Origin of the sequence: Streptomyces sp. NPDC056883 (genome assembly GCF_042788835.1) — a bacterium.
In the GTDB taxonomy this organism is placed as follows: Bacteria; Actinomycetota; Actinomycetes; order Streptomycetales; family Streptomycetaceae; genus Streptomyces; species Streptomyces stoeckheimensis.
Window position 1 is genome coordinate 1,028,697 of the sequence record NZ_JBHUBS010000001.1, and the last position, 22,797, is coordinate 1,051,493.

Annotated in this window: 19 protein-coding genes; 3 read left to right on the forward strand and 16 right to left on the reverse strand. The window is 69.4% G+C overall.

Annotated features, from left to right (window positions below):
* Positions 1-54: 54 nt before the first annotated feature.
* From ACFRU2_RS04925 to ACFRU2_RS04975, 11 genes are all read right to left on the reverse strand, one after another.
* A complete protein-coding gene (locus tag ACFRU2_RS04925) occupies positions 55-411 on the reverse strand; it encodes an STAS domain-containing protein (protein ID WP_382967605.1) in 357 nt (118 codons plus the stop codon).
* Positions 412-418: 7 nt separating this feature from the next.
* Positions 419-1,708 carry a PP2C family protein-serine/threonine phosphatase gene (locus ACFRU2_RS04930; protein ID WP_382967607.1) on the reverse strand — a complete coding sequence of 430 codons (1,290 nt, stop codon included), beginning with the start codon at positions 1,706-1,708 and terminating at the stop codon, positions 419-421.
* Positions 1,708-2,511, reverse strand: coding sequence for an alpha/beta fold hydrolase (locus ACFRU2_RS04935; RefSeq protein WP_382967609.1), 804 nt, complete (start codon positions 2,509-2,511; stop codon positions 1,708-1,710). Before ACFRU2_RS04935 ends, ACFRU2_RS04930 begins: the two co-directional genes overlap by 1 nt.
* 102 nt (positions 2,512-2,613) lie before the next feature.
* The gene (locus ACFRU2_RS04940; protein ID WP_382967611.1) at positions 2,614-2,874 is read right to left on the reverse strand and encodes an ATP-binding protein; all 261 of its coding nucleotides are present in this window, start codon (positions 2,872-2,874) and stop codon (positions 2,614-2,616) included.
* 584 nt (positions 2,875-3,458) lie between these two features.
* The gene (locus ACFRU2_RS04945) at positions 3,459-3,932 is read right to left on the reverse strand and encodes an ATP-binding protein (protein WP_382967613.1); all 474 of its coding nucleotides are present in this window, start codon (positions 3,930-3,932) and stop codon (positions 3,459-3,461) included.
* 176 nt (positions 3,933-4,108) lie between these two features.
* Positions 4,109-4,387 (reverse strand): GlsB/YeaQ/YmgE family stress response membrane protein, encoded by a 279-nt coding sequence (locus ACFRU2_RS04950; protein ID WP_382967615.1) that lies wholly within the window; start codon positions 4,385-4,387, stop codon positions 4,109-4,111.
* 1,619 nt (positions 4,388-6,006) lie between these two features.
* Positions 6,007-6,444, reverse strand: a complete 438-nt coding sequence (locus ACFRU2_RS04955) for a hypothetical protein (protein WP_382967617.1) — start codon at positions 6,442-6,444, stop codon at positions 6,007-6,009.
* Positions 6,445-7,226: 782 nt separating this feature from the next.
* Positions 7,227-7,982 carry a hypothetical protein gene (locus tag ACFRU2_RS04960; protein ID WP_382967619.1) on the reverse strand — a complete coding sequence of 252 codons (756 nt, stop codon included), beginning with the start codon at positions 7,980-7,982 and terminating at the stop codon, positions 7,227-7,229.
* Positions 7,983-8,586: 604 nt separating this feature from the next.
* The gene (locus tag ACFRU2_RS04965) at positions 8,587-9,108 is read right to left on the reverse strand and encodes a hypothetical protein (protein ID WP_382967620.1); all 522 of its coding nucleotides are present in this window, start codon (positions 9,106-9,108) and stop codon (positions 8,587-8,589) included.
* Positions 9,109-9,214: 106 nt separating this feature from the next.
* Positions 9,215-9,724, reverse strand: a complete 510-nt coding sequence (locus ACFRU2_RS04970) for a hypothetical protein (RefSeq protein ID WP_382967622.1) — start codon at positions 9,722-9,724, stop codon at positions 9,215-9,217.
* Between the two features lie 34 nt (positions 9,725-9,758).
* Entirely contained in the window at positions 9,759-10,424 is a 666-nt protein-coding gene (locus ACFRU2_RS04975; protein WP_382967624.1) for a hypothetical protein, read from the reverse strand.
* A 722-nt stretch (positions 10,425-11,146) separates the two neighbouring features.
* Between ACFRU2_RS04975 and ACFRU2_RS04980 the strand changes: the two genes are divergently transcribed.
* Positions 11,147-11,473 carry a hypothetical protein gene (locus tag ACFRU2_RS04980; RefSeq protein WP_382967625.1) on the forward strand — a complete coding sequence of 109 codons (327 nt, stop codon included), beginning with the start codon at positions 11,147-11,149 and terminating at the stop codon, positions 11,471-11,473.
* A gap of 47 nt (positions 11,474-11,520) precedes the next feature.
* On the opposite strand, the gene ACFRU2_RS04985 is transcribed toward ACFRU2_RS04980, so the two are convergent.
* The 5 genes from ACFRU2_RS04985 to ACFRU2_RS05005 all read right to left on the reverse strand — a co-directional run bounded on the left by ACFRU2_RS04985 (position 11,521) and on the right by ACFRU2_RS05005 (position 18,062).
* On the reverse strand, positions 11,521-12,021 hold the full coding sequence (locus tag ACFRU2_RS04985) for an SUKH-4 family immunity protein (protein WP_382967627.1): 501 nt from the start codon (positions 12,019-12,021) through the stop codon (positions 11,521-11,523).
* Entirely contained in the window at positions 12,018-13,880 is a 1,863-nt protein-coding gene (locus ACFRU2_RS04990; protein ID WP_382967629.1) for a TniQ family protein, read from the reverse strand. The genes ACFRU2_RS04985 and ACFRU2_RS04990 overlap by 4 nt, the downstream gene beginning before the upstream one ends.
* A complete protein-coding gene (locus ACFRU2_RS04995; RefSeq protein ID WP_382967631.1) occupies positions 13,877-15,124 on the reverse strand; it encodes an AAA family ATPase in 1,248 nt (415 codons plus the stop codon). Before ACFRU2_RS04995 ends, ACFRU2_RS04990 begins: the two co-directional genes overlap by 4 nt.
* Positions 15,121-16,968 carry a transposase gene (locus ACFRU2_RS05000; protein WP_382967633.1) on the reverse strand — a complete coding sequence of 616 codons (1,848 nt, stop codon included), beginning with the start codon at positions 16,966-16,968 and terminating at the stop codon, positions 15,121-15,123. The genes ACFRU2_RS04995 and ACFRU2_RS05000 overlap by 4 nt, the downstream gene beginning before the upstream one ends.
* 194 nt (positions 16,969-17,162) lie before the next feature.
* Entirely contained in the window at positions 17,163-18,062 is a 900-nt protein-coding gene (locus ACFRU2_RS05005) for a TnsA-like heteromeric transposase endonuclease subunit (protein WP_382967635.1), read from the reverse strand.
* Between the two features lie 220 nt (positions 18,063-18,282).
* On the opposite strand from ACFRU2_RS05005, the gene ACFRU2_RS05010 reads away from it, so the two are divergent.
* Positions 18,283-21,732 (forward strand): DNA polymerase III subunit alpha, encoded by a 3,450-nt coding sequence (locus ACFRU2_RS05010; RefSeq protein ID WP_382967637.1) that lies wholly within the window; start codon positions 18,283-18,285, stop codon positions 21,730-21,732.
* A 5-nt stretch (positions 21,733-21,737) separates the two neighbouring features.
* Positions 21,738-22,790, forward strand: coding sequence for a hypothetical protein (locus ACFRU2_RS05015; protein ID WP_382967639.1), 1,053 nt, complete (start codon positions 21,738-21,740; stop codon positions 22,788-22,790).
* The last annotated feature ends 7 nt before the right edge of the window (positions 22,791-22,797 follow it).

Below are 22,797 nucleotides of genomic sequence, written 5' to 3' on the forward strand. Positions count from 1 at the left end.
CGGCTGCGACTGTGACCCTTGCTCGTCTCGATCGTCTCTCATGCGCGCATGTTGTCAGGAGGCGGCGGAGCTGCGGGTGGCGACGGCCGTGGAGGTGTCGGGGTGCATGGTGAAGATCCGGTCGAGGCCGACGATGCGCAGGATGCGGGCGGTGTTGTCGGGGACCGAGGCCAGGGCCATGGTGGCGTCTTGCTCGGTGGCCCTGTTGCGGGCTGCGAGCAGGGCGCTGATGCCGCTGGAGTCGCAGAACTCCAGGCGCGCCAGGTCCACTACCAGGAGTTGACCTGCGGGAACGATCAGTGTGTCTACTGCTGTGCGGAGTTCGGGTGCGGTGGCGTAGTCGAGGTCACCGGTGATCTCCAGCACGGGACCGGTGGCGGCGTCTCGGAGGGTGATCGTCAGCGGGCTCATCAGGTGTTCACTCCGCGGTGGGAAGGGCGGGCACGCCGAGGGCGAGCAGCGCGGTGTCGTCGTCGAGTCCGTCGCCGAACCCGGTCAGGAGTTTGGTCAGGGCGGTGATCAGCGCCTGGGGGCCGGCCGGCGGCCGGCCGGTGGTGAAGGCGCGCAGGGCGTCCTCGCCGTAGAGCTGGCGGTCGGGTCCGGTGCGGGCTTCGGTGAGCCCGTCGGTGTAGAGAAGCAGGGTGTCGCCGGGCAGCAGGCGGGTGTGGGCGTCGGTGAACTGGACCTCGGGCAGGACGCCGATGAGCATGCCTCCGGGGGTGGGGAGGTAGTCGGCGCTGCCGTCGGCACGCTGGATCAGCGCAGAGGGGTGTCCTCCGGAGGCCAGGTGCACCTCCACATGATCGCTGCCCGGTTCCAGGGTGCCGAAGATGGCGGTGCAGTAGCGGGTGTCGCCGCTGGAGTACCGCTCGTGGAGGACCGTGTTCAAGGTGGTGAGGACGGTGATGGGGTCGCCGTCGTGCAGGGCTGCGGCGCGCAGGGTGTAACGGGTGAGTGAGGTGACGGCGGCGGCCTTGGGCCCTTTTCCGCAGACGTCGCCGAGGAAGAACGCCCACCGGCCGGCGTCCAGGGGGAACAGGTCGTAGAAGTCTCCGCCCAGCAGGTCCGGGGAGGCGGTGTGGTAGTAGGAGGCGGCCTCCAGCCCTGGCACCGCGGGCAGCTGGGCGGGCAGCAGGTTCTGCTGGAGGACGGCCAGGGCTTCCTGTAGCCGTTCACGGTCGGCCTCCGCCTGACGGCGCGCGGCTTCGGCCTCGCGTCGGGCTTCCTCGGCCGCCTGGCGGCCGCGCAGAAGCTCGACCTCGTAGGCGCGGCGGTCTCGGGCGTCGAAGACGGTGGTGCGGATCAGCAGCGGCTCGCCCTCGTTACTGGTCTTCACCTTCGAGGTGACCAGCACCGGCATCCTCTGCTTGCCAGCGGCTTTGATGTCCAGGGCGATGCCGCTGATCTCGCCCTGCATCTGCAGCATCGGGGCGAAGTGGGTCTCGTGGTAGAGCTTGCCGCCCACCGTGAGCAGGTCGGTGAATCGCAGCCGTCCCACCACCTGGGAACGCTCCAGCCCCAGCCAGTCCAGCAGGGTGGTGTTGATCTTCGCGATGGTGCCGTCCATCAGGGTCGACAGGTACCCGCACGGCGCCTGCTCGTACAGCTCCTCGGCACTGTCTTCCAGCAGCGCGGTGAACGCCGGGTCCGTGGCGTCCACGTCCTGCTCCTCATCCGGTTCGGGCGCCGCTTGGTCGGTGCGGCACATCAGCGGGCCGCTCCGATGAAGTCGATGACCGCCTCCGCGGTGGCCTCCGGTGCGCTCAGCTGCGGGCAGTGACCCGTCGCCTCAAGGGTGACCAGTCGGCTGCCGGGGATCGCCGCGTGGACGTAGGCGCCGACCTCGCGCGGGGCAATCACGTCCTGTCGGCACTCCAGCACCAGCGTCGGGACGGTCACTGTCTTCAGGTCCTGGCGGCTGTCGGACAGGAATGTCGTACGGGCGAAGACGCGGGCCATGTCCGGGTCGGTCGCGCAGAACGACGCCGTCAGCTCCTCGCCGAGTGCGGGCCGGTCCGCGTTGCTCATGATGACCGGGGCCATCGCCGCCGACCAGCCCAGATAGTTCGACTCCAGCGACTCCAGCAGTTCGTCGATGTCTTCGGCGCTGAACCCGCCCCGGTAGTCCACGTCGTCGATGTAGCGGGGCGAAGGGGCCACCATCACCAGCCGGGAAATCCGCTCCGGCGCCTTCGCGGCTGCGAGCACGCCGACCATCGCGCTGACCGAATGACCCACGAACGTCACGTCCCGCAGGCCCAGCTCCTCGCAGACTTCCAGCGCATCTGCCGCGTAGCCGTCCAGGGAGCTGTAACGGCTCTCGTCCCACGCCGAGAGGTCCGCCCGACCCGAGCCCACGTAGTCGAAGAGCACCACCCGGTAGCTCTCCGCCAGGGAAGGGGCCACCAGGCGCCACATGTTCTGGTCGCAGCCGAACCCATGCGCCAACACGACCACCGGCCCGTCAGGGCGGCCGGAGACGGTGACGTTGTTCCTGCGACGGATATCCATACCCACCAGTTTCCCATCCCTCCCCGCGCCCCCGGCAGGGGCCCGGCGCCGCACTGCCTCCTGCGGCTTCCTCGTGGCAGGTCCGAGATCACATGGGTGGCTCTATCGGGGGAGGAAGGCGCGGACGGTCTTGCCGCCTTCGGGCCCGGGCCTGACGTCGGCGTGGCGGGCGAGGTCGTTGACCATGTGCCAGCCGAATCCACCCGTCCCCTCCACGAGGTCGGGGGTCCGCGCCCGCGGCATCCTCGGGCTGGGATCCTCCACGGCGACCTCGATGACGCCGGGGCGGGCGGCGAGGAATGCCCGGGCAGCCTGGCGCGCGCCACCGCGGGCCCCAAGGCCACAGCCTGAGACCGAGCCCATTGTCGTCCCTCCGCCGACGGGTCAGGTTCCGCTAGTGCCATCAGTGACCCAGGCTGCTCCTGTCCCGGCCGGCCCGCGCTGCCACGACCTATCAGGCATTTTCCTGGGGGCAGACCTCGGCCAGAGCTCCAGTAGATGGGCGGTTACCTAGCTCAGGTTCGCCCCGCCGTACCCAGGTGTAGACGGCAAGCCGCGATGCGGCGTCGGCATGCCGCAGAACGTACCCATCTACCAGCCCACGCGCACGGGACTGCCGTACTTGAATCTGCCGGGGCTTTCCGTCCCCGTCAGCCAGGAACTCTGAGGACCTGACGCTCCGGGCCATTTCGGAACTGGTACACCCAGCACGTCCGCATACGGGCCAATGATTCGAGCGCTCCCGGCCGCCGGGCGCCAGACACCCTCTAGCCCGCGCCGGATCACCGCCCTGGGCTCCGCTCGAGGCCTCCGGACTGATGCCGACTATGGTCACGGGCGCCCAGCCCTCGGTCATTCAGGGGGTCCTCCTGCGGCCTTCCTCTGACGGGGGTGGATCGCAAACCGTAAACAGGGCGCGACCGAGTAGCAAGAGAGGGTCAGCAGCGTCAGGCAAGGCGACCGGCTGGATGCCCGCCGGGGTCGTCGGCCAGCCCGATGGTGACTTTCACGCGCTTGCCCACCGGCTCGCGGCGCACCTCGAAACTGCGGCACACCGCCATCGCGATCTCCAGGCCGTGCTGGCCGATCCGTCCCGCGTCAGCCGGGCTTGCCGCGGGCAGTTGCGCGTCGGTGTCCCACACGCTGATCTCCACGGCGCCGTCGCGGACCTCCAGGTCCACCAGACACGGCCCGGGCGCATATTTGTAGGCGTTGGTGACCAACTCGCTGACCACCAGCTCCACCATGCTCATCGCCCGGTCCGACACCGGAATCCCGTGGACGGCCTGCAGCGCGGTCATGAAACTGCGGGCGGCATGCCTGGCGCCGGCGATCGGTTCACTGCCGTCCAAAGCCATCGTCGACACGATCGGACGGCCGACTAGCGACTCACACTCGTCTTGGGGCACCACAGCAGCCATACGCCACCCTCATCCTGAGCAAGCCACACGCGGCTACTTCCAGCCAGATACCCCGAAATGCCGGCCATATTCGGGAACACAAAACGAAGATCTGACCGCCCGGTGACGCGGAACAGCAGTACGGCTGACCCTCAGGCGAGGGGGAGCCGTACTGATTGGGACAGGTGCCGGGTGGTTCAGGCGTGGCTGTGGTGGCGCTTGTTACTGGTGACGAGCCGGTAGAGCGCGAGGAGGATGACCGAGCCGATGATGGCGGCGATCCAGGTCGAGAGGTCGAAGAACCCGTCGATGGAGTCGACGCCGAAGATGACCTTGCCGAGGAATCCGCCGAGCAGACCGCCTGCGACGCCGATGAGCACGGTGATGACGATCCCGCCCGGGTCCTTGCCCGGCATCAGCGCCTTCGCGATGAAGCCCGCGAGCAATCCGATCAGGATCCAAGCAATGATGCCCATGCGCTTCTCCTACTCGATGAGTAAAGCCGGTGGCAGCACTCGTCTGCACCGCGCCGAGGCTTCCAAACGCCCCGGCCTTCCGATCCTTTCGATCCCGGCGACAGCAGGGACATCTCCCGAGTTCCCGTCTCGTCCCGAAGGCCCCGGCGTCCGGCCGAGGCTCGCCTCCATCGGACGACCCGCATAAATGGGCGGCACTACGGTCGGTGATCCCTCCAGCTGCCTTGAGTCACCGATGAGGTCGAATGGCGCTGAGTGGGTAGGCGCCGTGTGCTGGAGGGGGGACTCATCTGGAGGAGGTGGCGTCCGTGGCGCGTCCTGTGTGGGCCGGGAATCTGTCGCTCGGGCTGGTCAGTTCTCTGAACTAGCGATCGCTACTCGAGGCTCTGTGTAAACCGCCCGTCTGGGCACGGACACTTCCTGGAAGCAGGGTCCGGCCTCCGCGCTGGTGGGGCGCCTAGTCGAGCAGACACACCAGGCCCTGACCACACCGTCGGGACCGGTCTCCCGGGTGCGGGGGGTGTCCCCGGGCGCGGCCCGCTCCCGCTCCAGCACAACCTCCGGCGGGACGGCGCCGGGGCAGCCGGCTCCGGCCGAAGCCGCGGTGCCCGCCCACCGGCAGGCCGTCTCGCGCGTCAAGGGGACAGGCCGCGCACGGTGACGGCCAGAGCTCCCCTCGAACGTCAATGGAGGGGTGCCCGGGCGCGCGCGGACCGGGTACGGGCGGCCTGGTGGATGCTGTCGGCCCGGGACCGGATCGCTGTCGACGGCGTGCTGCTCGCGGCCGCCTGGCGGGCTGGCCACCTGTTCCCGGTTTGACTTCGGACTCTGCTGCGAGGCGTGGCCGGCGGTCGGGGCGATCAGGAGCCCGGCGAACTCGGCTCTCGCCCTCCGATGGATGGAACGGGAAAATCCGTGCCGGTTCGTGCCGGGATCGGCGTGTGGCATTCCGGCGCGCTGGGGCGGTGCTGCTCAACAAGTTCGGAACGAGGCTCCAGAGCATCTTTCGCCAGGGCCGACAAACATCGTTTAATGCAGGCCGCCATCCCCTGAACTCACGCCCATGGAGACCGAGTTGTCGACAGATGCGCCGTCGCCGGAGGAACCCACCACCCCGCCTGTGCCACCGCGGCCGCTTGCCCCTCCGCGCCCGGCTGACCCTCCTCGTAGACGACACAGCGTTGCCGAGATAACCGGGGCGGTCTCGGCACTGGCCGCCACGATCGGGGTCGTGATCGCGCTGTTCACCTATCTCTCCGGAGGTCGTACGGCACCCGCCGCCCCGCCGGTTTCCGAGGCTCCGACCGCTGCGCACCCCACGAAGTCGCCGACGCCGACCCCCACGCCTCCGCCTGCGCCGACCCCGTCCAGTTCGGCCACGACTCCGGCGGCCCCTGCGCTGCCGAGCCCCGGTTCGACGGTCTCCTTGACCAGCCATCGCCGGAACCGCCCCGGCCAAGACCGAGGAGGCACAGCTCGGCGACACCCTCACCGCCGGGCTACGCGACGCGATGCTGGGACTGGACCACACAGCCCCCGACACGCCCCCGGACCTCCTCGCGGCAGAACTGCACCGCGCCACGGCCGACTTCAACAACTGCGCGTACTCCAGCCTCGCCCTACGGCTCCCACGCCTGATCTCCGTCGGACACCGGTCCACCGGGAGCGGCGACGCCTTCGCTGTGCTGGCGCAGGCGTACCTCCTGGCCACGCGCATCCTCATCAAGCTCGACGAGCCGCAACTCGGCTGGATGGCAGCCGACCGCGCCCGACAGTTCGCCGCCGCCGGCGGGACGCCGCTCGCGGTCGCGGAAGCGGCCCGCCAGCAGGCCGTCCTCGCCCGCAAGGCCGGCTGGCACGACCAGGCCCTGACCCTCGCCCTGAACGCCGCCGACGACCCGGCCCTGCGCGAACTCGGCAACGCCGGGACCGCCCAGCGGGGCCTGCTGGTCCAGTGCGCCGCCTACACCGTCGCCCACCAGCGCGACCAAGACGACATGCGCGAGCTCACCAGCGAGGCCACCGCCATCGCCAAGACCCTGGGCTCTGTCACCCATCTGAGGGACACCAACGGCGGATTCAGCTGCCACCGTCCAGCTCCACCTCATCTCGGCGGAGAACACCGCCGGAGACCCCTCAGCCGCCATCGCCGCCGCCGACGCCCTCGCACCCCAGGCCCTCCCCACCACGGAACGGCGCGCGCTCTACTTCACCGACCGCGCCAAGGCCTTCGCCCAATGGGGCCGACGCGACGAATGCATCCGAGCCCTCCTCCAAGCCGAGTACTGGGCCCCACAGGAAACCCACGCCCGCCCCGCCGTGAAATCCCTCGTCTCCGGCCTGCTGCTCTCCGGACGCACCACACCCGAACTCCGAGGCATCGCCGCGCGCACCAGAGTGCTGCACAGCTGATGAGCCCGAACCCGACATCGTGCACCTGACCCGACAAGGTGAGGCTGGTCGCGGGGAACGCGGCACCGCCGCTGCCTCCTGACCAGCCGGTGCCGGGGTACGGCCCCCGTCGCGGCCCCTGAATGGCCAGGGCCGCACCCCGTACTACGAACGTACCTGTAGCCCTGCCTGTGGGATTCCGCTTGAAACCCAGGTCGCACCCGCCCCGTGAGAGCCGATTCCCATCCACCAGCTCTCACTCCCGCTGCCGGTGTTTTTGCAGATCAGGGTGAGCACCAAGTCTCATCGTGTGACTTAGCGCTGTAGTTGGCCCCGATGGACAACTAGAACGCTCAATCACGGACGTCGTTGACCTGCGGAAATTCCGCAGAGGGCTGATATAGGTGGTCCGTGCTCAGGAAGGTGACGGCTGAGGCGCCGCCGTCGGTCAGGGTGTCGGGGAGGCCTCCGTGAGCGACATCCAGTCTCGGACCGTCTCCTGGTGTGAACCGTTCACCGTGCTCGCGGCCACTGCCTCGGCTTGCTCGACGGAGCATGGTGCTCCTGCGCGGGTGAGCAGGACGAGTGGCCACCCGGGTCCCGTGCCAACTGGCTCGCCATCGAAGGGTGTCCACTCCCAGGGGCCGTCGAAACGCCATGCCCGGCCAGTGGCGTCTGCGACCTCGTCGCCCAGGTTGAGCTGGGCGTACGGCCGCAGCAGCAGTTCAAAGCTGAAGGGGATCCCGTCATCGGGATGAATGGTGTATCCCGAGCCGTCCAGGTGGCTCCCGTCCGGAAACTCGCGGTAGGACACGCCGCGGCGCAGCACCGCAACCGTCTGCCGCGGGCGGGGCAACCAGCCCGTCTCAAGGGGCGGGTCATGGTGATCGACAGCCGTCACGTGCACCACCGTCGGCGGCACTCCGACGCGGCAGATGTCTCCTGCCTTCAGATGGTGGGGCGGCGGTTCGGTACGGAACAGTTCCGCCTGCACGTCAGGCGCGGCGCGCTCGCCAGTGTCCACGCCCAAGGCAACGACGCCGTTCCACTGGATGAAGTCGCTGTCACTGTCGATTTCCCACCAGGGCCAGCGCACGGACACATAGTCCCAGGTCACGCCCTGCTCGACTCTGGCCGGCGTGAAGGGGCAGGCGATCGACAACACGTCGCCGACCCGGAAGTCACGCGTATCCGCATCCATCATCGGGCCAGGGTAGAGGGGGCCTCTTCGCGTCCCGCCGGGGGCCTAGGTGACGCTTCTTGCAACCTGCGGTGGATTGCCATTCATGGTGGAACCAGTTCCGAGCAATTTTGGGATCGCGGCGTCCCTGACCGCTCTCCTGCGGATCTCCCATGGTGGCACCGCCGGTCCGCAGCTGACCTTCAGTCCTCTGAGGACAGCTACCGATCCACGTCGACGGGAACTCCACGCATCTGCAGCCGGGCCTTCAGGAACTCCATCTCCGACAACGTCCCCACTAGACCGTCGTGGCTCAGTTCCCCGACCAGTTCACGAGCCCGCGACAACGAGGCCGCTGAGACCTCCCGAAAGAGCTTCAAGGCTGGCACGAGACTGGGAACCGAACCGACCAACCGCAGCCTGACAGCCCCGTGCGCTGCGAGCAGAGCCCCCCGAACATCGTCAGGCGCTGGTCCCGGACCAGCGTGTTCGCACAGGTAGGTGCCACAGGACCCGCAAGAGAACTCCGAGTCCCACCACAACTCATCGTGAAGGATGAACTGGTTCACCTGTCGCACCGCCATGTTGCCGCACTCACAACGCGATGCGATCTTCGCGGTCTGACCAGTCACCCGGGCTCCCCAACGTTCCAACCCCGCGGCAGATCCTCGCCGCAGAACACGCATACGAAGTCCTCCTCCCGCACGATGTTGAGCTCCCGGCAAGAGCGGCATCGACGAAAGACCACCTCGTGCGTGAACCCGGACGGTCGATGGATCCCGATCCGATCCAGAGCCTCGGCCACGGCTGGCCATGAGCTGATGTCCGGGCAGTAGCCGGTCGACTGGTTGCTGACCTCCTCGACCAGCCACCGCCCGGACTCCTCACGGAAGCTCATCTCGCCGGCGCTCAGTACCTCTCCGCCGCCAGCACACACCACGTGCTCGCTGCGGCGCGGAGCCAGTCTCAGCACCCCGCCGCCATCGACGACGAACGGGAACGGCTCGGCCAACTCATCCAGGGACAGCGCAGAGACCCACTCGCCGAAGTCCGCCGACGAGCGGATGCTCCGACCATCACCACCCACCCGGACGAGCACCTCCAGCTCAGCCGGCCCCACATACCGATACCTCTGCCCCCGCGTCTCCACGCACACCAACCTAGTGGCTCGCACAACAGGGACCTGGGGAATTACGGGCTTTGGTAAAGATCGCGATCGTTGCCCCGCCTGGCCAAGTAGCACGCGCAACCGTCTGTCAGTGGAACCAGACGACGAGACGTACGTTCTCCGCGCCGTGCACTTCGCTGAGGATGTGCATGACGCTCCAGACCCGGCCCCAGTCGGTGTCGATCCCTGCGGCAGAGGCACGGGTTCGTGTGCCTGAGGCGTTGGTTTCCTGCCAGTCCGTGGTGTCCAGTTCGGCCCAGGTCAGCCAAGTGGTCCCGTGCACATCATGGGGGCCGCCGTACCCGGCGAACTCAGCTCGCAGCCCATCCGAGGCGTCGTCCGGGAAGCCACGATCTTCCGCCAAGGGACGGAAACCGTACGAGTTTCGGATTCCGAAGAGACAGGCCAGGCCGTCGTAGGCGTTGCCCCTGTTGAGGAGGAAGAGATCAATGCCCACCTCCCATACGGAGTCCTCGTCGTCGGGGCCCCATAGACGGGCCCCAGGCCGGCACTCGATCATTCCGCTGACATCGGTCGACATGGAGAGATCCTGCCTGCGCAGGCCAGGAGCCAGCATCTTCATTTCGCGCGTGCGCACCTGGCCAGACTCCGCCGGCGCAACGCCGATGGTTTCAGCTCAACAGAGGATTGCCCTGGAGGTTCGCCTCCCCGCACGGCCAAGGACCCTCGCCCAGGGGACCCAGCGGTGTACGGAAGACCAGGACCTCGTTGTCCAGGGAGACGACGACGCTGCCTTCGCTCAGCAGGAGCGCACGCCCAATGACTGCTCGGCTGTCGTCCATGGCGAACAACTCGTGTCCGGTGAGGTCGGCGTCCACGGCGAGCAGCTTGCCGTCGCGCCAGAACACCACGGTTCCCTCGCAGTCCATTGCGGGGTCGGACGTGTAGTAGCCGGTCAGCGCCGGCCCGTCCACGAGGCTGTTATCCGATGCGAGCCTCCGGAAGCGTGATCTGGAGGGCAGGCGGTTCTCGAGCTCGGGGCCGCTGACGCTGCCGCTCTTGTCGACGAGCATGGCTCCGTGGGTCGCCCAGCGCGCGGTTTCGGCGCCGTCGCGGCCGAAGCGGCCGGTCGTGAACGCACCGTAGCCCTGAGACCCGATCAGGAACTGGCCGGGGCCCGCTATCGTCTTTCGGCCCGTGGGAGCAGGAGAGGTAGCCGACACGGTCTCGCCGCTGTCCACGTCGAGGAAGAACGTCCGCCCGATGCCGCTGCTTGGGTCTGTGAAGGTGGCTGCGATCCGGTCGGCCGATACGAGCAGTGGCTGCCAATGGTCCACGCCGATCTCATCAGGGATCCAAGGACTACTCGGCCGAAGCTCCCATCCGGTCCGGACTCCCATCTCCATCACACCCGGGAACGACACCGCGCCAAGCACGATCGGCGTGGACCAGAGGCACTCGCCCTCTCGTGTATACCGGGCCACGCGAGGCTCCGGTACGGACGTGGGCCGGCTTCGTTTCCCACGTACCAGGCGGGAGGCACTGACCCAGGAAATGATGAACCCGTCGTTGAGGAGGACGAACGCCCCGATCTCCTCATCGGGGCCGCACTCCGGGCAGGCAGTGGGGCCGGTGGATCCGTCCGCCAGAACACCTTCCAGGAGCCGACCGTCACGATCCGGGTAGGCGACCCACAGCATGCCGTCTGTGGACATACGGGAGCGCGGCCTACCTGTCCCGGGGTAGGTCCGCTGCCACTCCACCCTGCCTGAGAGGTCGACCCTCGTGATGACGGTCGCCAGGGGATTCGCACCGTAGCTGGTCACGGTCAGCGGCCCGGAGGGATCCGCCGCGGCTACGGCCCAGACCTGGCCCGGCAGGGTGAAACGTGATGAGAGGGTCATGCGTCCGCATCTTGCCGCATGCCTTATGACGAGCAGTCCTCGCCTCACGCGACCGGTGACGAACACGCGAGACGGCGACTGGCACCAGACCGCGCCGCGGCAGTCGATTCTCCACCCGGCTGATCGCCACGAACCCGACGATGTTGGATGGCGGCATGGTGAGACGCAAGAAGGAGAAGAAGAAGCAGTCTGCCTGGGGCATTCCGAAGGGGATAGTCCTGTTGGCGACGCCGGACGGCTGGCGCACCAGCGTCCTCACTATGGAAGGCGGCATGCTCTGCGGGCGCCTGGACGTTCCGATCAACACGAACCCAGAAGACGCGCGGGCCTCTGCGGCAGTCATGGTGACGGAACTCGCTCGCGACTTCCACGACACCGTTGTCGAGGTTCACTGGGATCCACCCACGGAGCCTTGGTCATGGACAGCACAAGTCACCCTCGCCTCCGAGAATGAACTTCCTTCGCCGGCCACCGAAGGTTAAAGCGGCAACCGCTGGTGCCGCTTGGCGTTGCCGGGGTCGTTCCTGGTTCAGGCATCCCAGTCCGCGTAGTCCCCGATCGCCACGTCGTCGCAGAAGGTGTCCCAGAACCCGTCGCGCACGAGAGCGGTCTCGTCGATGCTGTAGACGAGATCGCGCAGCTCGTCCGCCCTCTCCGTGCACACCTCGTCGTCGCCGTCCGCATAGAACGGAAAGCGTGCGATCACGGCCGCGACGCTTCGGTTGAAGGAGTCGAGGTCTCTGTTCACGTGCCAGGCCGTCGCGGACTGAATCTGCACCACGTGGCCACTGGCCACGTCGACGGCGACGTGTCCGGACAGGCCACTCGCCGCGATGGCGACCACTCCCTGCTCGCCGATCCCCCCGAAGTACACCGGTTCGCTCAGCGGCCGGTACTCGTATCCGATCAACCCGCCTGGAATGCCGGTCTCCCGCAGATCGATGGCGATCTGGGTGGGTACCCCGGGCGGAGCCTCGGCGGGGATCAAGACGAACTCGGGCTTCGGCAAGTACGGAAGGGAAGGGCTCACAGGAGCATCCTCTCCCGATGCGGGCTGTCAATGTCTTGAGCCAGTTGTGCGGCATAGGCGAGGAGCCGGTCGCGCAGGTGGTGGCGTACACGGTCCTGGGGTCCGGGGGCCTGGATCCAGCGGGCCTCACGGAGGAGCCGCCCAGGTTCTTCCCGCCCGGCGCATGTGTGCAGGGCCGGCGCCAGTTCGAGTTCGCCGTGGGTGAGATGGGTCCACAGGACTGCGGAAGCTGCCAGGTGTCGGATCGGGCTCCACCACGCGGGCCCGTGGTACGGGGTGGAAGTGTGGGTACGGACGGCATCGGCGAGCTCTGCCCAGTCGGAGGCGGGCAGACCGGCTGCGCGGGGGTCCTGGCGGCGCCGGTGGTAGTCGATGGGGGCATCGAGCCTGCTCACGAGGTCGGCCAGGCGGAGGAGTTGCTGCCCATATTCGTGGTTCTTGTGGCCGTGATGCAGCGAGCGATTCATGACGCTGGTGGTGTGCTGCAGGAGGGCGCGGCTGAGGCCGAGGTAGCGGGCCGCGGCGGGGCGCGGGAGTCCGAGGGACATCTGGATGAGCTGGAGGGCCGCGTCTCGGCGAAGGGCCGTGGGTTCGACGTCGAGCCCGGTCAGGAGCGCGGTCCATTCGTGGGGAAGGCGTGCGGGGATATGGCGGGCCTCGAACCGCTCGTGGCGCCCGGGGATCGGCTTGGCCCGGCGGGCGGCGGAGCGTGCGCGGGGCTTTCCTAGCGGGGGCGTGTGTTGGAAGACCCGGGACAGGGCGGGCGAGGCGTGCGGGGCGAGTTGTTGTAGGCGCAGGCGGCCCGGCCAGCCGATGCGGCGGTGTTCCAGCAGTCGGATCAGCTCCGCGTCGTCGGGGCCTGCGGTGAGGAGCTGCACCGCCAGGGTGGTCAGGGCGGCTGCGGTGCGGGTGTCTGCGGGCGGGGCGTCGCCGACATGCACTGAGCGGGAGTGCGGGTCGGTGCTCCAGGCCAGGGCCGGCTTGTCACCGGGAGCGTGGGCGGGTGGGAGCAGGTCGAAGTGCGGAAATGCAGGCCACAGCTCGGTGGGGGTGGGCCAGGTGCCGCGGATCAGGAGCAGTACGGCACGGAGGTCGTTGAAGAACCGCTCTGGGGTGGTTGTTTCGCCGAGCGAGATGACGGACCGGCCTGCAACGGCGTCGAGGAGGAGGGCCTGGGTGGCCAACATGTCGGCGGTGGGCTGCACCGAGTGGGGCGCGGCGTGGTCCAGGCGCTGCCCGCAAGTGCCGGGTGACCCGGCGGGCCGGCTGCGGCACTGCGCGGGGTGGAGACGGCGCAGGTTCCCGTTGGGCAGGAGGGAGGCACGGTAGCGGTTTTCGGTGCGGTTCAGCCGGGCGGAGAAGGCGAGGTTGCCGCACGCCGGGCAGGCCCACTGCAGAAGCCGGTGGTGGCGGGAACAGGCGAAGGCCACGGGCAGCCGCCACAGGCCGGACCACACCGAGCCTGATCCGGCGGGATGCGGAGAATCGGCGAGGCATTGGGGGCAGTAGCGGCTGAAGCGGGCGAAGACCCAGCCGTCGTTGACAAGCATGGTGAAGGTCTGAACACGGCCGAGGTAGTTGGGGTGCAGGGGGCCGTAGCCGGGGGCCTGTTCGGACAGGGTCAGAGCCCTGACCTCCGCATGGGTGAGCCCGCACACCGTGGCGGTCGCTTCCTTCTGGGCGTCATTGAGGCGGATGAGGTGGCTGGCGGAGCAGACGCTGGCCACGGTGAGGCCGCACCGTTCGGCAAGGTCGTGGGGCGACAGGTCGAGACGGTGGGCGAGGCGGAGCAGGTAGCCGGGCAGGAGTTCGCCGGGGGCCGGGTCCAGACTGCGGGGCAGGCGCTGTGCCGTGGTCACTGGCTGGCCGCCGCCGGCCCGTGGTCGTCGAAGACGGTGTTGCGCGGTCGCCGCCGAGGGGCCTTCTTGGCTGGGCGGGCCGCGGGGAGGGCGGGTACTTCGCCGGCTCCGGGATCTCGGCCGGGGGCTCCGGCGAGGCTGAGTGGCAGGCCGTCGAGGAGGGTCTCGGTGAGGAGTTCGGTGCCGGTGTCGATGGCTTCCTGGCAGCCGTCCTCGATGAGGCGCTCCAGCAGTCCGACGACGCCATGGGACCGCTCGAAGAGGTACTCGGGCATGCGGCCTTCGGTGAGCATGCCGGGCTTCGTGTTCAGGAGCCGGAGCTGGTCTTCGAGTCCTCTCAAGTGGGTGGTCCAGGCGGCGATCTGGGCAGGTGTGTCATAGCGGAACCGGTCGAGTTCGACGAGGTCGAAGCGGCGCTCGGTCTGGGTGGCCTCCAGCCCGTGAGCGATCGCGTGTTTCGACGGCGGCATCACGGTCTGGCCGGTGGCGGGGTCGGGGCGGCCCTCGCGCAGGAGTCCGGAGCCGGGAATGTCGACGCCGATCAGGATGAGGGTGACGTGCATGCTCATGAACGCGCGGATCAGGTCGAGGGTGTCCTGATCGTCCGCGCGGTGCATGCGCAGGCGGGTGATGTCGTCCAGGATCAGGGCCTTGGTGCCGTGGTCGTGAAGGGAAGCGGCGACCTGGCGGATCAGGTCCGGGAGGTCCGCACGCTTCGGGGTGGGGGCACCGTAGAAGCTCAAGATCGCCTTGCAGGTGCTCTTTGGCTTCGCCGTTACCGGGGTTTGCACGTAGGCGACCGGCGCGTACAGGTCCCGGGTGCCGGGCGCGCTGTCGGGGTTGAGGTTCTCGTGCAGGGCCCGCCATGAATCCTCGAACGCGGCGGCGATCTCGCACGCAGTCTCGGTCTTGCCCTGGTAGCCGCCGCCGGTAATCATCACCCCGGCCCGGGTGGTCGGCTTGTTCTTGAAGGCGTTCGTACGGATCCGGGCGTTGAGCAGGCGGGCGACCTGCCGACTCATCGGGGTGTGCAGCAGCGGCAGGTTCGCGTGGGTCGCGGCACGGTGCAGATCATGAACGGCCCGCGCCCGGGGGCTCATCGCCGTCCAAGCTGCCAGGGTGATCTGTGGGGCGGGGACGAAGGCGTTGCGGGTACGCCGCCATAGCTCCCACCCGGCCAGCTGATCTCGGGGCAGAGACGTGTCGCTGAAGAACGCGGGCTCAGGCGGCTTGGCGTGCGTCACGGGGCCTCCTCTTGGGCGGGCCTGTCCGGCAGGTCTTCGGGTTCCTCGCCGGGGAGGAAGAACAGGTCCCGCTCGCGCAGTGCGTCGCCGAGCAGTGGCGGAGGGACAGGGCGTTCGGGCATTGCCGCTTCGCGGCGCCGGCGCCGGTCCGCACTCACCGCCTCCCGCGCTTGCCTGCCCGCTGCGCTGATGTCCGCAACCGGTGTCGGTGGGCCGGTAGGCAGGTGGGGTGCTGCCCGGTCCGCGGCGGCAGCGCGGGCGCGGGTGAGCTCGCGGGCTCGGTCCGTCTTCTGCTGCTTCGTCATCTGCGTGGGCCAGGAACTCACAGGGGTCTGCGCGGCGACCAGGCCGAGGAGGACGGGAAGGAGTTCGTGATCGGCTTTGGGCCGCAGGCCCGCCCTGGCCACCTCGCGCAGGACGTCACGGACGCGAGCATCCGAGAACGCGGGAACGTCGTCGCCGGGCGGAAGACCGTTCCAGCGCAAGGCATGCCAGGTGCCGCCGGTCTCGAAGAACACCTCCCGGCAGTCCCGGGGGTCCCGATGGATCACCCACTTACCCCGATGGCGGCCGGTGCGGGCGGACGGCAAGCCTCGGTGAGGCTCCAGCACCGGGGCACCGGCCCCGTACCAAAGGCCGCCGACTTTCACCCCGCGACGCCGGTCGATGGCGACGAAGTGGACGGGCAGCAACTCGTAGTACAGCTCCGGGCACGGGATCTCCAGGGAGATCCCGTCCCGTGCGGCGGCTGCGGCGAACAGGGTGTTCGGGCTATGCCGTCCGCCCGGATCCCAGGCTGGCGCGTACTGCTCCAGGCGCCGGTTCTGCCACACCTCGACGATCCAGGTGGCGATCAGGTGCTCCATCTCAAGAACCGTCCACACCGCGTCCCCTTCCGGATCAGCCCCTCGGTCGGCGACGTCGACGCCCCGGTAGCCCAGAAGGAGTTCCAGCAGTAGCGACTGGATCCCGGCGAACGCGCGCTCGCAGGCGGCCTTGTCGGTGGGGCGCATCATCCGGGCCGGCAGCAAGTCGACCCCGAGGGTCCGGGCCACCTGGACCAGGTGGTGGTTCTTGTAGACGGAGCCGTGGTCGCTGGTCACTGTCTCCGGCGCGAAGAACGGTCGGGCGGCGACCGGGTGACCGGCGAGTTCGGCGACCAGAGCGCCCGGAACTCCCGGATAGGGCCACTCCATTTCCGGCCCCCACCCGGGCCGCATCGGGAGCGGCAGCAGCACGTCCCGCAGCAACATCGCCACCTCCACCGATGAATCGGAGACCGGTGTCAAGCGGAAGGCGACGAGCGAATGGGTGCAGGCATCGAGCGCAAGCGTGAGGTGCACGTCGATCGGCTCGCCGAACACGTCGTCGAGGACCTTCACCGGCAGCGGCGTCGTATCCAGCGCGACAACCTGGCCCGGCCGACTGACGACCACCCTGCCCCAGCCTGTCTCCACTGCGGCGGCGGAGCGCACGTACCGCTGACGGGCACCGTCGGGCCCGAACCACTCCCGCCACACCCTCGCCAGCGTCGTGTAGTGCGGAACCACCACCTCCTTCCCGGGGAACTTCTCCCGCACGTACTGGTTGACCAGCCGCTCCCGGGTCTTCATGCTCAGCTTCGAGCGGTGCAGCGACTCGGCATGCACCGCCCGGATCGCCTCCGCGACCTCCTCTGTGATCACCCGATGCCCGGTCGGCGTCGGCGTCCACCGACCGTCCGCCATCCCGATCAGCCCATGCTCGGCATACCGGGCGGCCATCCGCTGCAGGGTGCGCTCGCTTACCGCAGCAAGGCCCAGGTGCCGGGCCTCCTGGCGTCCTATAGCTTCCAGCTCGGCCACCTTCGCCCGGCGACGCTCCCCCAAGGACGTACGAGCCGGGTCATATGCAGGTCGGGGCTCACCCGGCAGGGCCCAGTACCGGCTGCCGCTGCGGTACCCCGTCTCCACTTCGAGCAGGTGCGCTGCTCGAAGCCTCGCCTGCTCCAGCTGAACGCCGTCCAGGTCTTCGGGACGGGGCTGCTGGTGTTCTGCGGTCACACCGTCCTCCCGGCGGCGTAGATCCAGGTGGTATCTGCGAGTGGCTGGGCCAAGTCCATGGCCAGCCGACGGTGCCACAGCAGATGCACGGCGTACGCACGAGCGGCCGCCGGCACCGACGTCGCTGCGACCAGGTCCCCGAACAGCCGAGGGCGTTCCTCAACCAGATTGAGGACTTGACCTTGGAGGTCGAGGGGATCGGCCATCGGGCGACGCCGCGCGGACAGCGCGTCGAGCCCCGCACCCACCTGACGGCGCCACCCCGCCACCACCACGTACCGCCACCCAGCCGCGGCCGCGGCCACCGCCGACGCAGCGAACTTCACCGCATCCCGGTCCTTGATCAGAAGGCCTGGCCGGACATCGATGAGAATCGCTGTCCCCGAGAGGACCGCCAGAAAGTCCGGTGTGTGCTCCATCCAGCCGCCATCGACGGAGAATCGAAGCTTCAACGGCTGGGACAGCACCTCCTCCATCCCGCCGATGAAGTCCAAGGCCAGGAGAAGACGGCGCTCAGCGAGACTCTCGAAGCCGTGCATACGGCCCGTGGCCTGCACATACTGCAGGCCGGGACGGTGCCGCTGCCCGGCACGCCACGTGAACCCGCGCACTGGGACCGAGGTCAGGGCTGGCCTGCTGCTGAGGTCTCGAACGGAACACACAACCTCGGCGCCCGATGTCTTCCACCTCGCCGTCCACCGCCGTGCCCATCCCGGACCCGTATCCAGGCATCCGGAGACAGCCGGATCAACGCCATGAGGCAAAACAAGATCGTCAAGGGTGCAGAGGTGCGACCACACGGGCTGGAGTCCGGGATCTCGCGACTCCACTGCTGAGTCCATGCAGCCAGCACAGCAGAACCGGGACGGACCGCACAGGCATTCCGTCGAAGTCATCGCAGGTAGATACGAGCGTTGTCACCTCGCATGCCAACTAGAACGCGCATCGACGCCAACTACAACGCTAAATCGCCAACTAGAACGCTAAGTCTCACGTCCGGCTCGCCGCGGATGGAGTAACCGACTGGTCTGTTCGAATACATGTTCGGTAAGTTGTTAGAGAGACGAGAGAGATTCGGCCAGGTCGGCTGAAACAGGCGACGGCTGGAGGTGGACCGTGAGCTGTGGCGTCCACCTTCACGTCGCCAGCGGCTACTCAGCCCGCTACGGCGCCTCACACCCTGCTGACCTGGTGCAACGCGCAGCCGAGCGCGAGATCGGCACGCTGGCGCTCACCGACCGGGACACTGTCGCCGGCACCGTTCGCTTCGCGAAGGCCGCCGCGGCCGCTGGTGTCCGGCCGGTCTTCGGCGTCGATGTCGCAGTCGCCCCCTGGACACCGCCCCACCCGGCCGCCGCTCGCCCGCGGACCCCGGATCGCGGTGGTGCGCACGTGGTGGAGCCGAGGCTGCGGGTGACCTTGCTGGCGCAGCACGCCGCGGGGTGGGCACGGCTGTGCCGCCTGGTCTCCGCCGCGCACGCGGGCGCGGACGGTGGGCCACCGGTGGTGTCCTGGGAGACCCTCGGCCAGTACGCGGACGAGGGCCTGGTAGTGATGCTGGGGCCGTCGTCGGAGCCGGTGCGCGCGCTGTCGGCCGGGCGGCCGGACCTGGCCGAGCAGCTGATCGAGCCGTGGCGCGAGGTCGTCGGCGGGGGCCTGCGGCTGGAGGCGGTGTGGTGGGGGCTGTCCGGTACGGGGCCGGGCTCGCTGCGGCTCGCCGCCCGCACCCTCGGCCTCGCCGACCAGCTCGGCGTCCCGGTGGTCCTGACCAACGCGGTCCGCTACGCCGATCCCGGCCAGCACAAGCTCGCCGACGTCCTGGACTCGGCCCGGCTGCTCCGTCCCATCGACCGTCGCCGGCTCGACTGCGGGCAGCGCTGGCTGAAGGGATCCGCGGAGATGGGCGAGGCCGCCGACCGGATCGCCGAGGCCTCCGGTGCGGGAGCGGGCCGCAGCGCCGCGCTCCTCGCCGAAACCACCCGGACCGCAGAGGCCTGCGTCGTGGACCCGCGTGCCGATCTCGGGATCGGCGGCCGCCCGTACTTCCCTGAGCCCGACGTCGTCGGCGCGCGGCCGGGCCCAGGCGGAGCGATGGAGCTGCTGCGCCGGCGCGCCGCCGACGGAATGTTCGCCCGCGGCCTCGACCGCGATCAGCGGGCGCTCGGGCAGCTGGAGTACGAGCTCGGCGTGATCGGGAAGCTCGGCTACGAGTCCTACTTTTTGGCGGTCGCGCAGGTCGTCACGGACATCCGGGCCATGGGCATCCGGGTCGCCGCTCGCGGCTCCGGCGCCGGCAGCATGGTCAACTTTTCGCTGTTCATCGCGACGGCCAACCCCCTTCAACACGACTTGCTCTTCGAGCGGTTCCTCAGTGTCCGACGGTCCTCGATGCCAGACATCGACCTCGACGTGGAGTCCGCACGCCGGCTGGAGGTCTACGACCGGATCATCGAGCGCTTCGGCACGGAGCGGACCGCCGTGACCGGGATGCCGGAGACCTACCGGGCCCGCCACGCCCTCCGGGATACCGGCCTCGCCCTCGGCTTGCCCCCGCAGACGGTGGACCGGATCGCCAAGGCGTTCCCCCACATCCGGGCCTGCGACATCCGCGGCGCCCTCGCCGAGCTCCCCGAACTTAAGCAGCTCGCCTCCGAGGCCGCCTCCTTCGGGCCGCTGTGGGAGCTCGCCGAGGGGCTGGACGCGCTGCCGCGCGGCTACGCCATGCACCCGTGCGGAGTGATCATCTCCAACGTCTCGCTGCTGGACCGACTGCCGGTGCAGCCGACGCCGGGCGGGCAGTACGCCATGGTCCAGGCCGACAAGCATGACGTCGAAGATCTCGGCTTGCTCAAGCTCGACGTGCTCGGAGTGCGGATGCAGTCGGCGATGGCGCACGCCGTCGCCGAGATCCGCCGCACCACTGGCCGCCAGCTGGACCTCGACAACCCCGACCACGTACCGCTCGACGACCGGGGCGCCTTCGCGCTGATCTGCGCCAGCGACACCGTCGGCATGTTCCAGCTGGAGAGCCCCGGGCAGCAGGACCTCGTCGGCCGGCTCCAGCCGCGCGGGGTCCAGGACGTCATCGCCGACATCTCGCTCTTCAGGCCGGGCCCGGTCAGAGGGGGCATGCCCGCCCTCTACATCGCCGCCCGCCACGGCGCCGCCCCCCACTTTCCCCACCCCGATTTGGAACCCGTCCTCGCCTCCACGTACGGCGTGACCATCTGGCACGAGCAGATCATCGACATCTTCGCCGTGATGACCGGCTGCGACCGCGCCCTCGGCGAACTCGCCCGCCGCGCCCTCGCCGACCCCGACCGGCTCCCCCGGGTCGAGGGCTGGTTCCGTCGCGACGCTGGCGCCCGCGGATACTCCCCCGCCGTCCTGGATGAGGTGTGGGAGACCGTGAAGTCCTTCGGGGCGTACGGATTTTGCAGGGCCCATGCCGTGGCTTTCGCTGTGCCCGCCCTCCAGTCCGCGTGGCTCAAGGCCCACCACCCCGCAGCCCTGTACGCCGGCCTGCTGGAGCACGACCCCGGCATGTGGCCCGCCCGCGTGATCGTCTCCGACGCCCGCCGCCACGGCGTGCCCGTCCTCCCGGTGGACATCAACGCCTCCGCGGCCGACCACCGCGTCGAGCGGACGGCGGACGGTACCTGGGCGGTACGGCTCTCGCTGTCCACGGTGAAGGGGATCAGCGAGGAGCAGGTGGCCCGGATCGCCGCCAGCCAGCCCTACAACGGGCTGCAAGACCTCTGGCAGCGCGGGCGGCCCGCGCTGCCCACCGCCGAGCGCCTCGTGCAGATCGGCGCGCTCGACAGCCTGCGCGGCCCGCTCACGCGCCGCGACCTCCTCCTGCAGACCACCGAACTCCACCGGCACACCGCCGCCCGGCCCGCCGACGGCCAGCTCCCTCTCGACGGACACCTGGTGACCGCAGAGCCGTCCGGGCTGCCCGAGATGACCAGCCGCGAGACCCTGGACGCCGAGCTCAGCGTGCTGCGGATCGATGTCTCCCAGCACCTGATGGAGCACCACCACCGGCTGCTCCGCGAGATCGGCGCCACCGACTCCGCCCACCTGCGCGCGATGCACCCCGGGCAGCAGGTCCTCGTCGCCGGCGTCCGCGCCTCCACCCAGACCCCGCCGATCCCCTCGGGCAAGCGCGTGATCTTCGTGACCCTGGAGGACGGCTTCGGGCTCGTCGACATCGCGTTCTTCGACGACAGCCACGACGCCGTCGCCCACACCGTCTTCCACTGCGGACTCCTCCTCGTCCGCGGCACCGTGGAGGCCCGCGGGCCGCGCCGCACCGTCGTCGGACAGGCCGTCTGGAACCTCGACGAGCTCGCCGCCGCCCGCCGCGACCACGGCCCCGAAGCGGTCCTCGCCCTCCTCGGCCGGAGCGAGCCCGCCCGCACTCCGGCGCAAGCACCTTCGCGGACCCTGCCGAACGGGCTCAGCGGCGCTCGCCTGCATCCGTACGCGGACCTCCAGCCCGCGGGTACCCGCGCCGCCGACCTCAAAGCCCTCGGCTACACCAGCCCCGGCTCGGCGGGGTGATCACCATGAGTTCGCGCCTCATCGTTCACGCCTATTTCCACATGCCTGCGGGCGCCCAGCCGGACCTGTACCAGCAGCTCCTCGCGCTCGCCGAAGGCCTCACCCCACGCGTCCAGGCCATCCCGCCCGATGCCGCACACCTCGACATCACCGGCGCGCTCCGCTACTTCGACCGCGACCCCGAAGGCATCGCCGCGCTCCTGCGCATGCGCACCCTCGCCCTCCACGGCGTACAGACCACCTGCGCGATCGCCCCCACCCGCATGCTCGCCACGATGGCGGCCGCCACGACCCCGCCCGGCGGAACCACCGTCATCGAGGCCGGCAACGTACAAGCGTGGCTGCGGCCGCGCCCCGTCGCGGCCCTCCACGGGGTAGGCCCCGCCACCGCCACCAAACTCCGCTCCTACGGACTGCACACCATCGGCGACCTCGCCGACGCACCCCTGCCCGCCCTCACCCGGATCTTCGGCGCCGCCACCGGCCGCTCCCTCCACGCCCACGCCCACGGCCACGACCTGCGCACCGTCCAACCCCAGCCCATCGCGAAGTCCATGAGCACGGAACGGGACTTCGACCACGACGTCCTCGACCCCGTCGAGCACCGCCGGGCCCTCCTCGCCGTCGCCGAGGAACTCGGAGGCCGGCTCCGCGACGAGCAGCAGATCGCCGGGCAACTCGCGCTCACCATCCGGTACGCCGACCGCTCCACCAGCAGCCGTAGCCGTACGCTGCCTGAACCCACCGCCCATACCCGCCCACTCGCCGGCGCCGCCTACGAGCTCTACGACCTCCTGGGCCTCCAGCGGGCCCGCGTCCGCACCATCACCCTGCGCGCACAAGACCTCCGCCCGGCAGCGGAGGCCGCCGAGCAGCTCAGCCTGGACCCCACCAACGACCGCGCCCTGGCCGTCGAGGCCGTCACCGACCGCGCGCGAGCCCGGTACGGACCCGGAACCATCCGCCCCGCCACCCTCGCCGGAGCGGGTACCCGCCCCGCTCCGGGCAGGACGATGCTCCTGCCCGGCAGACCTGACCCGAAGGAAACAACATCATGACCACGCC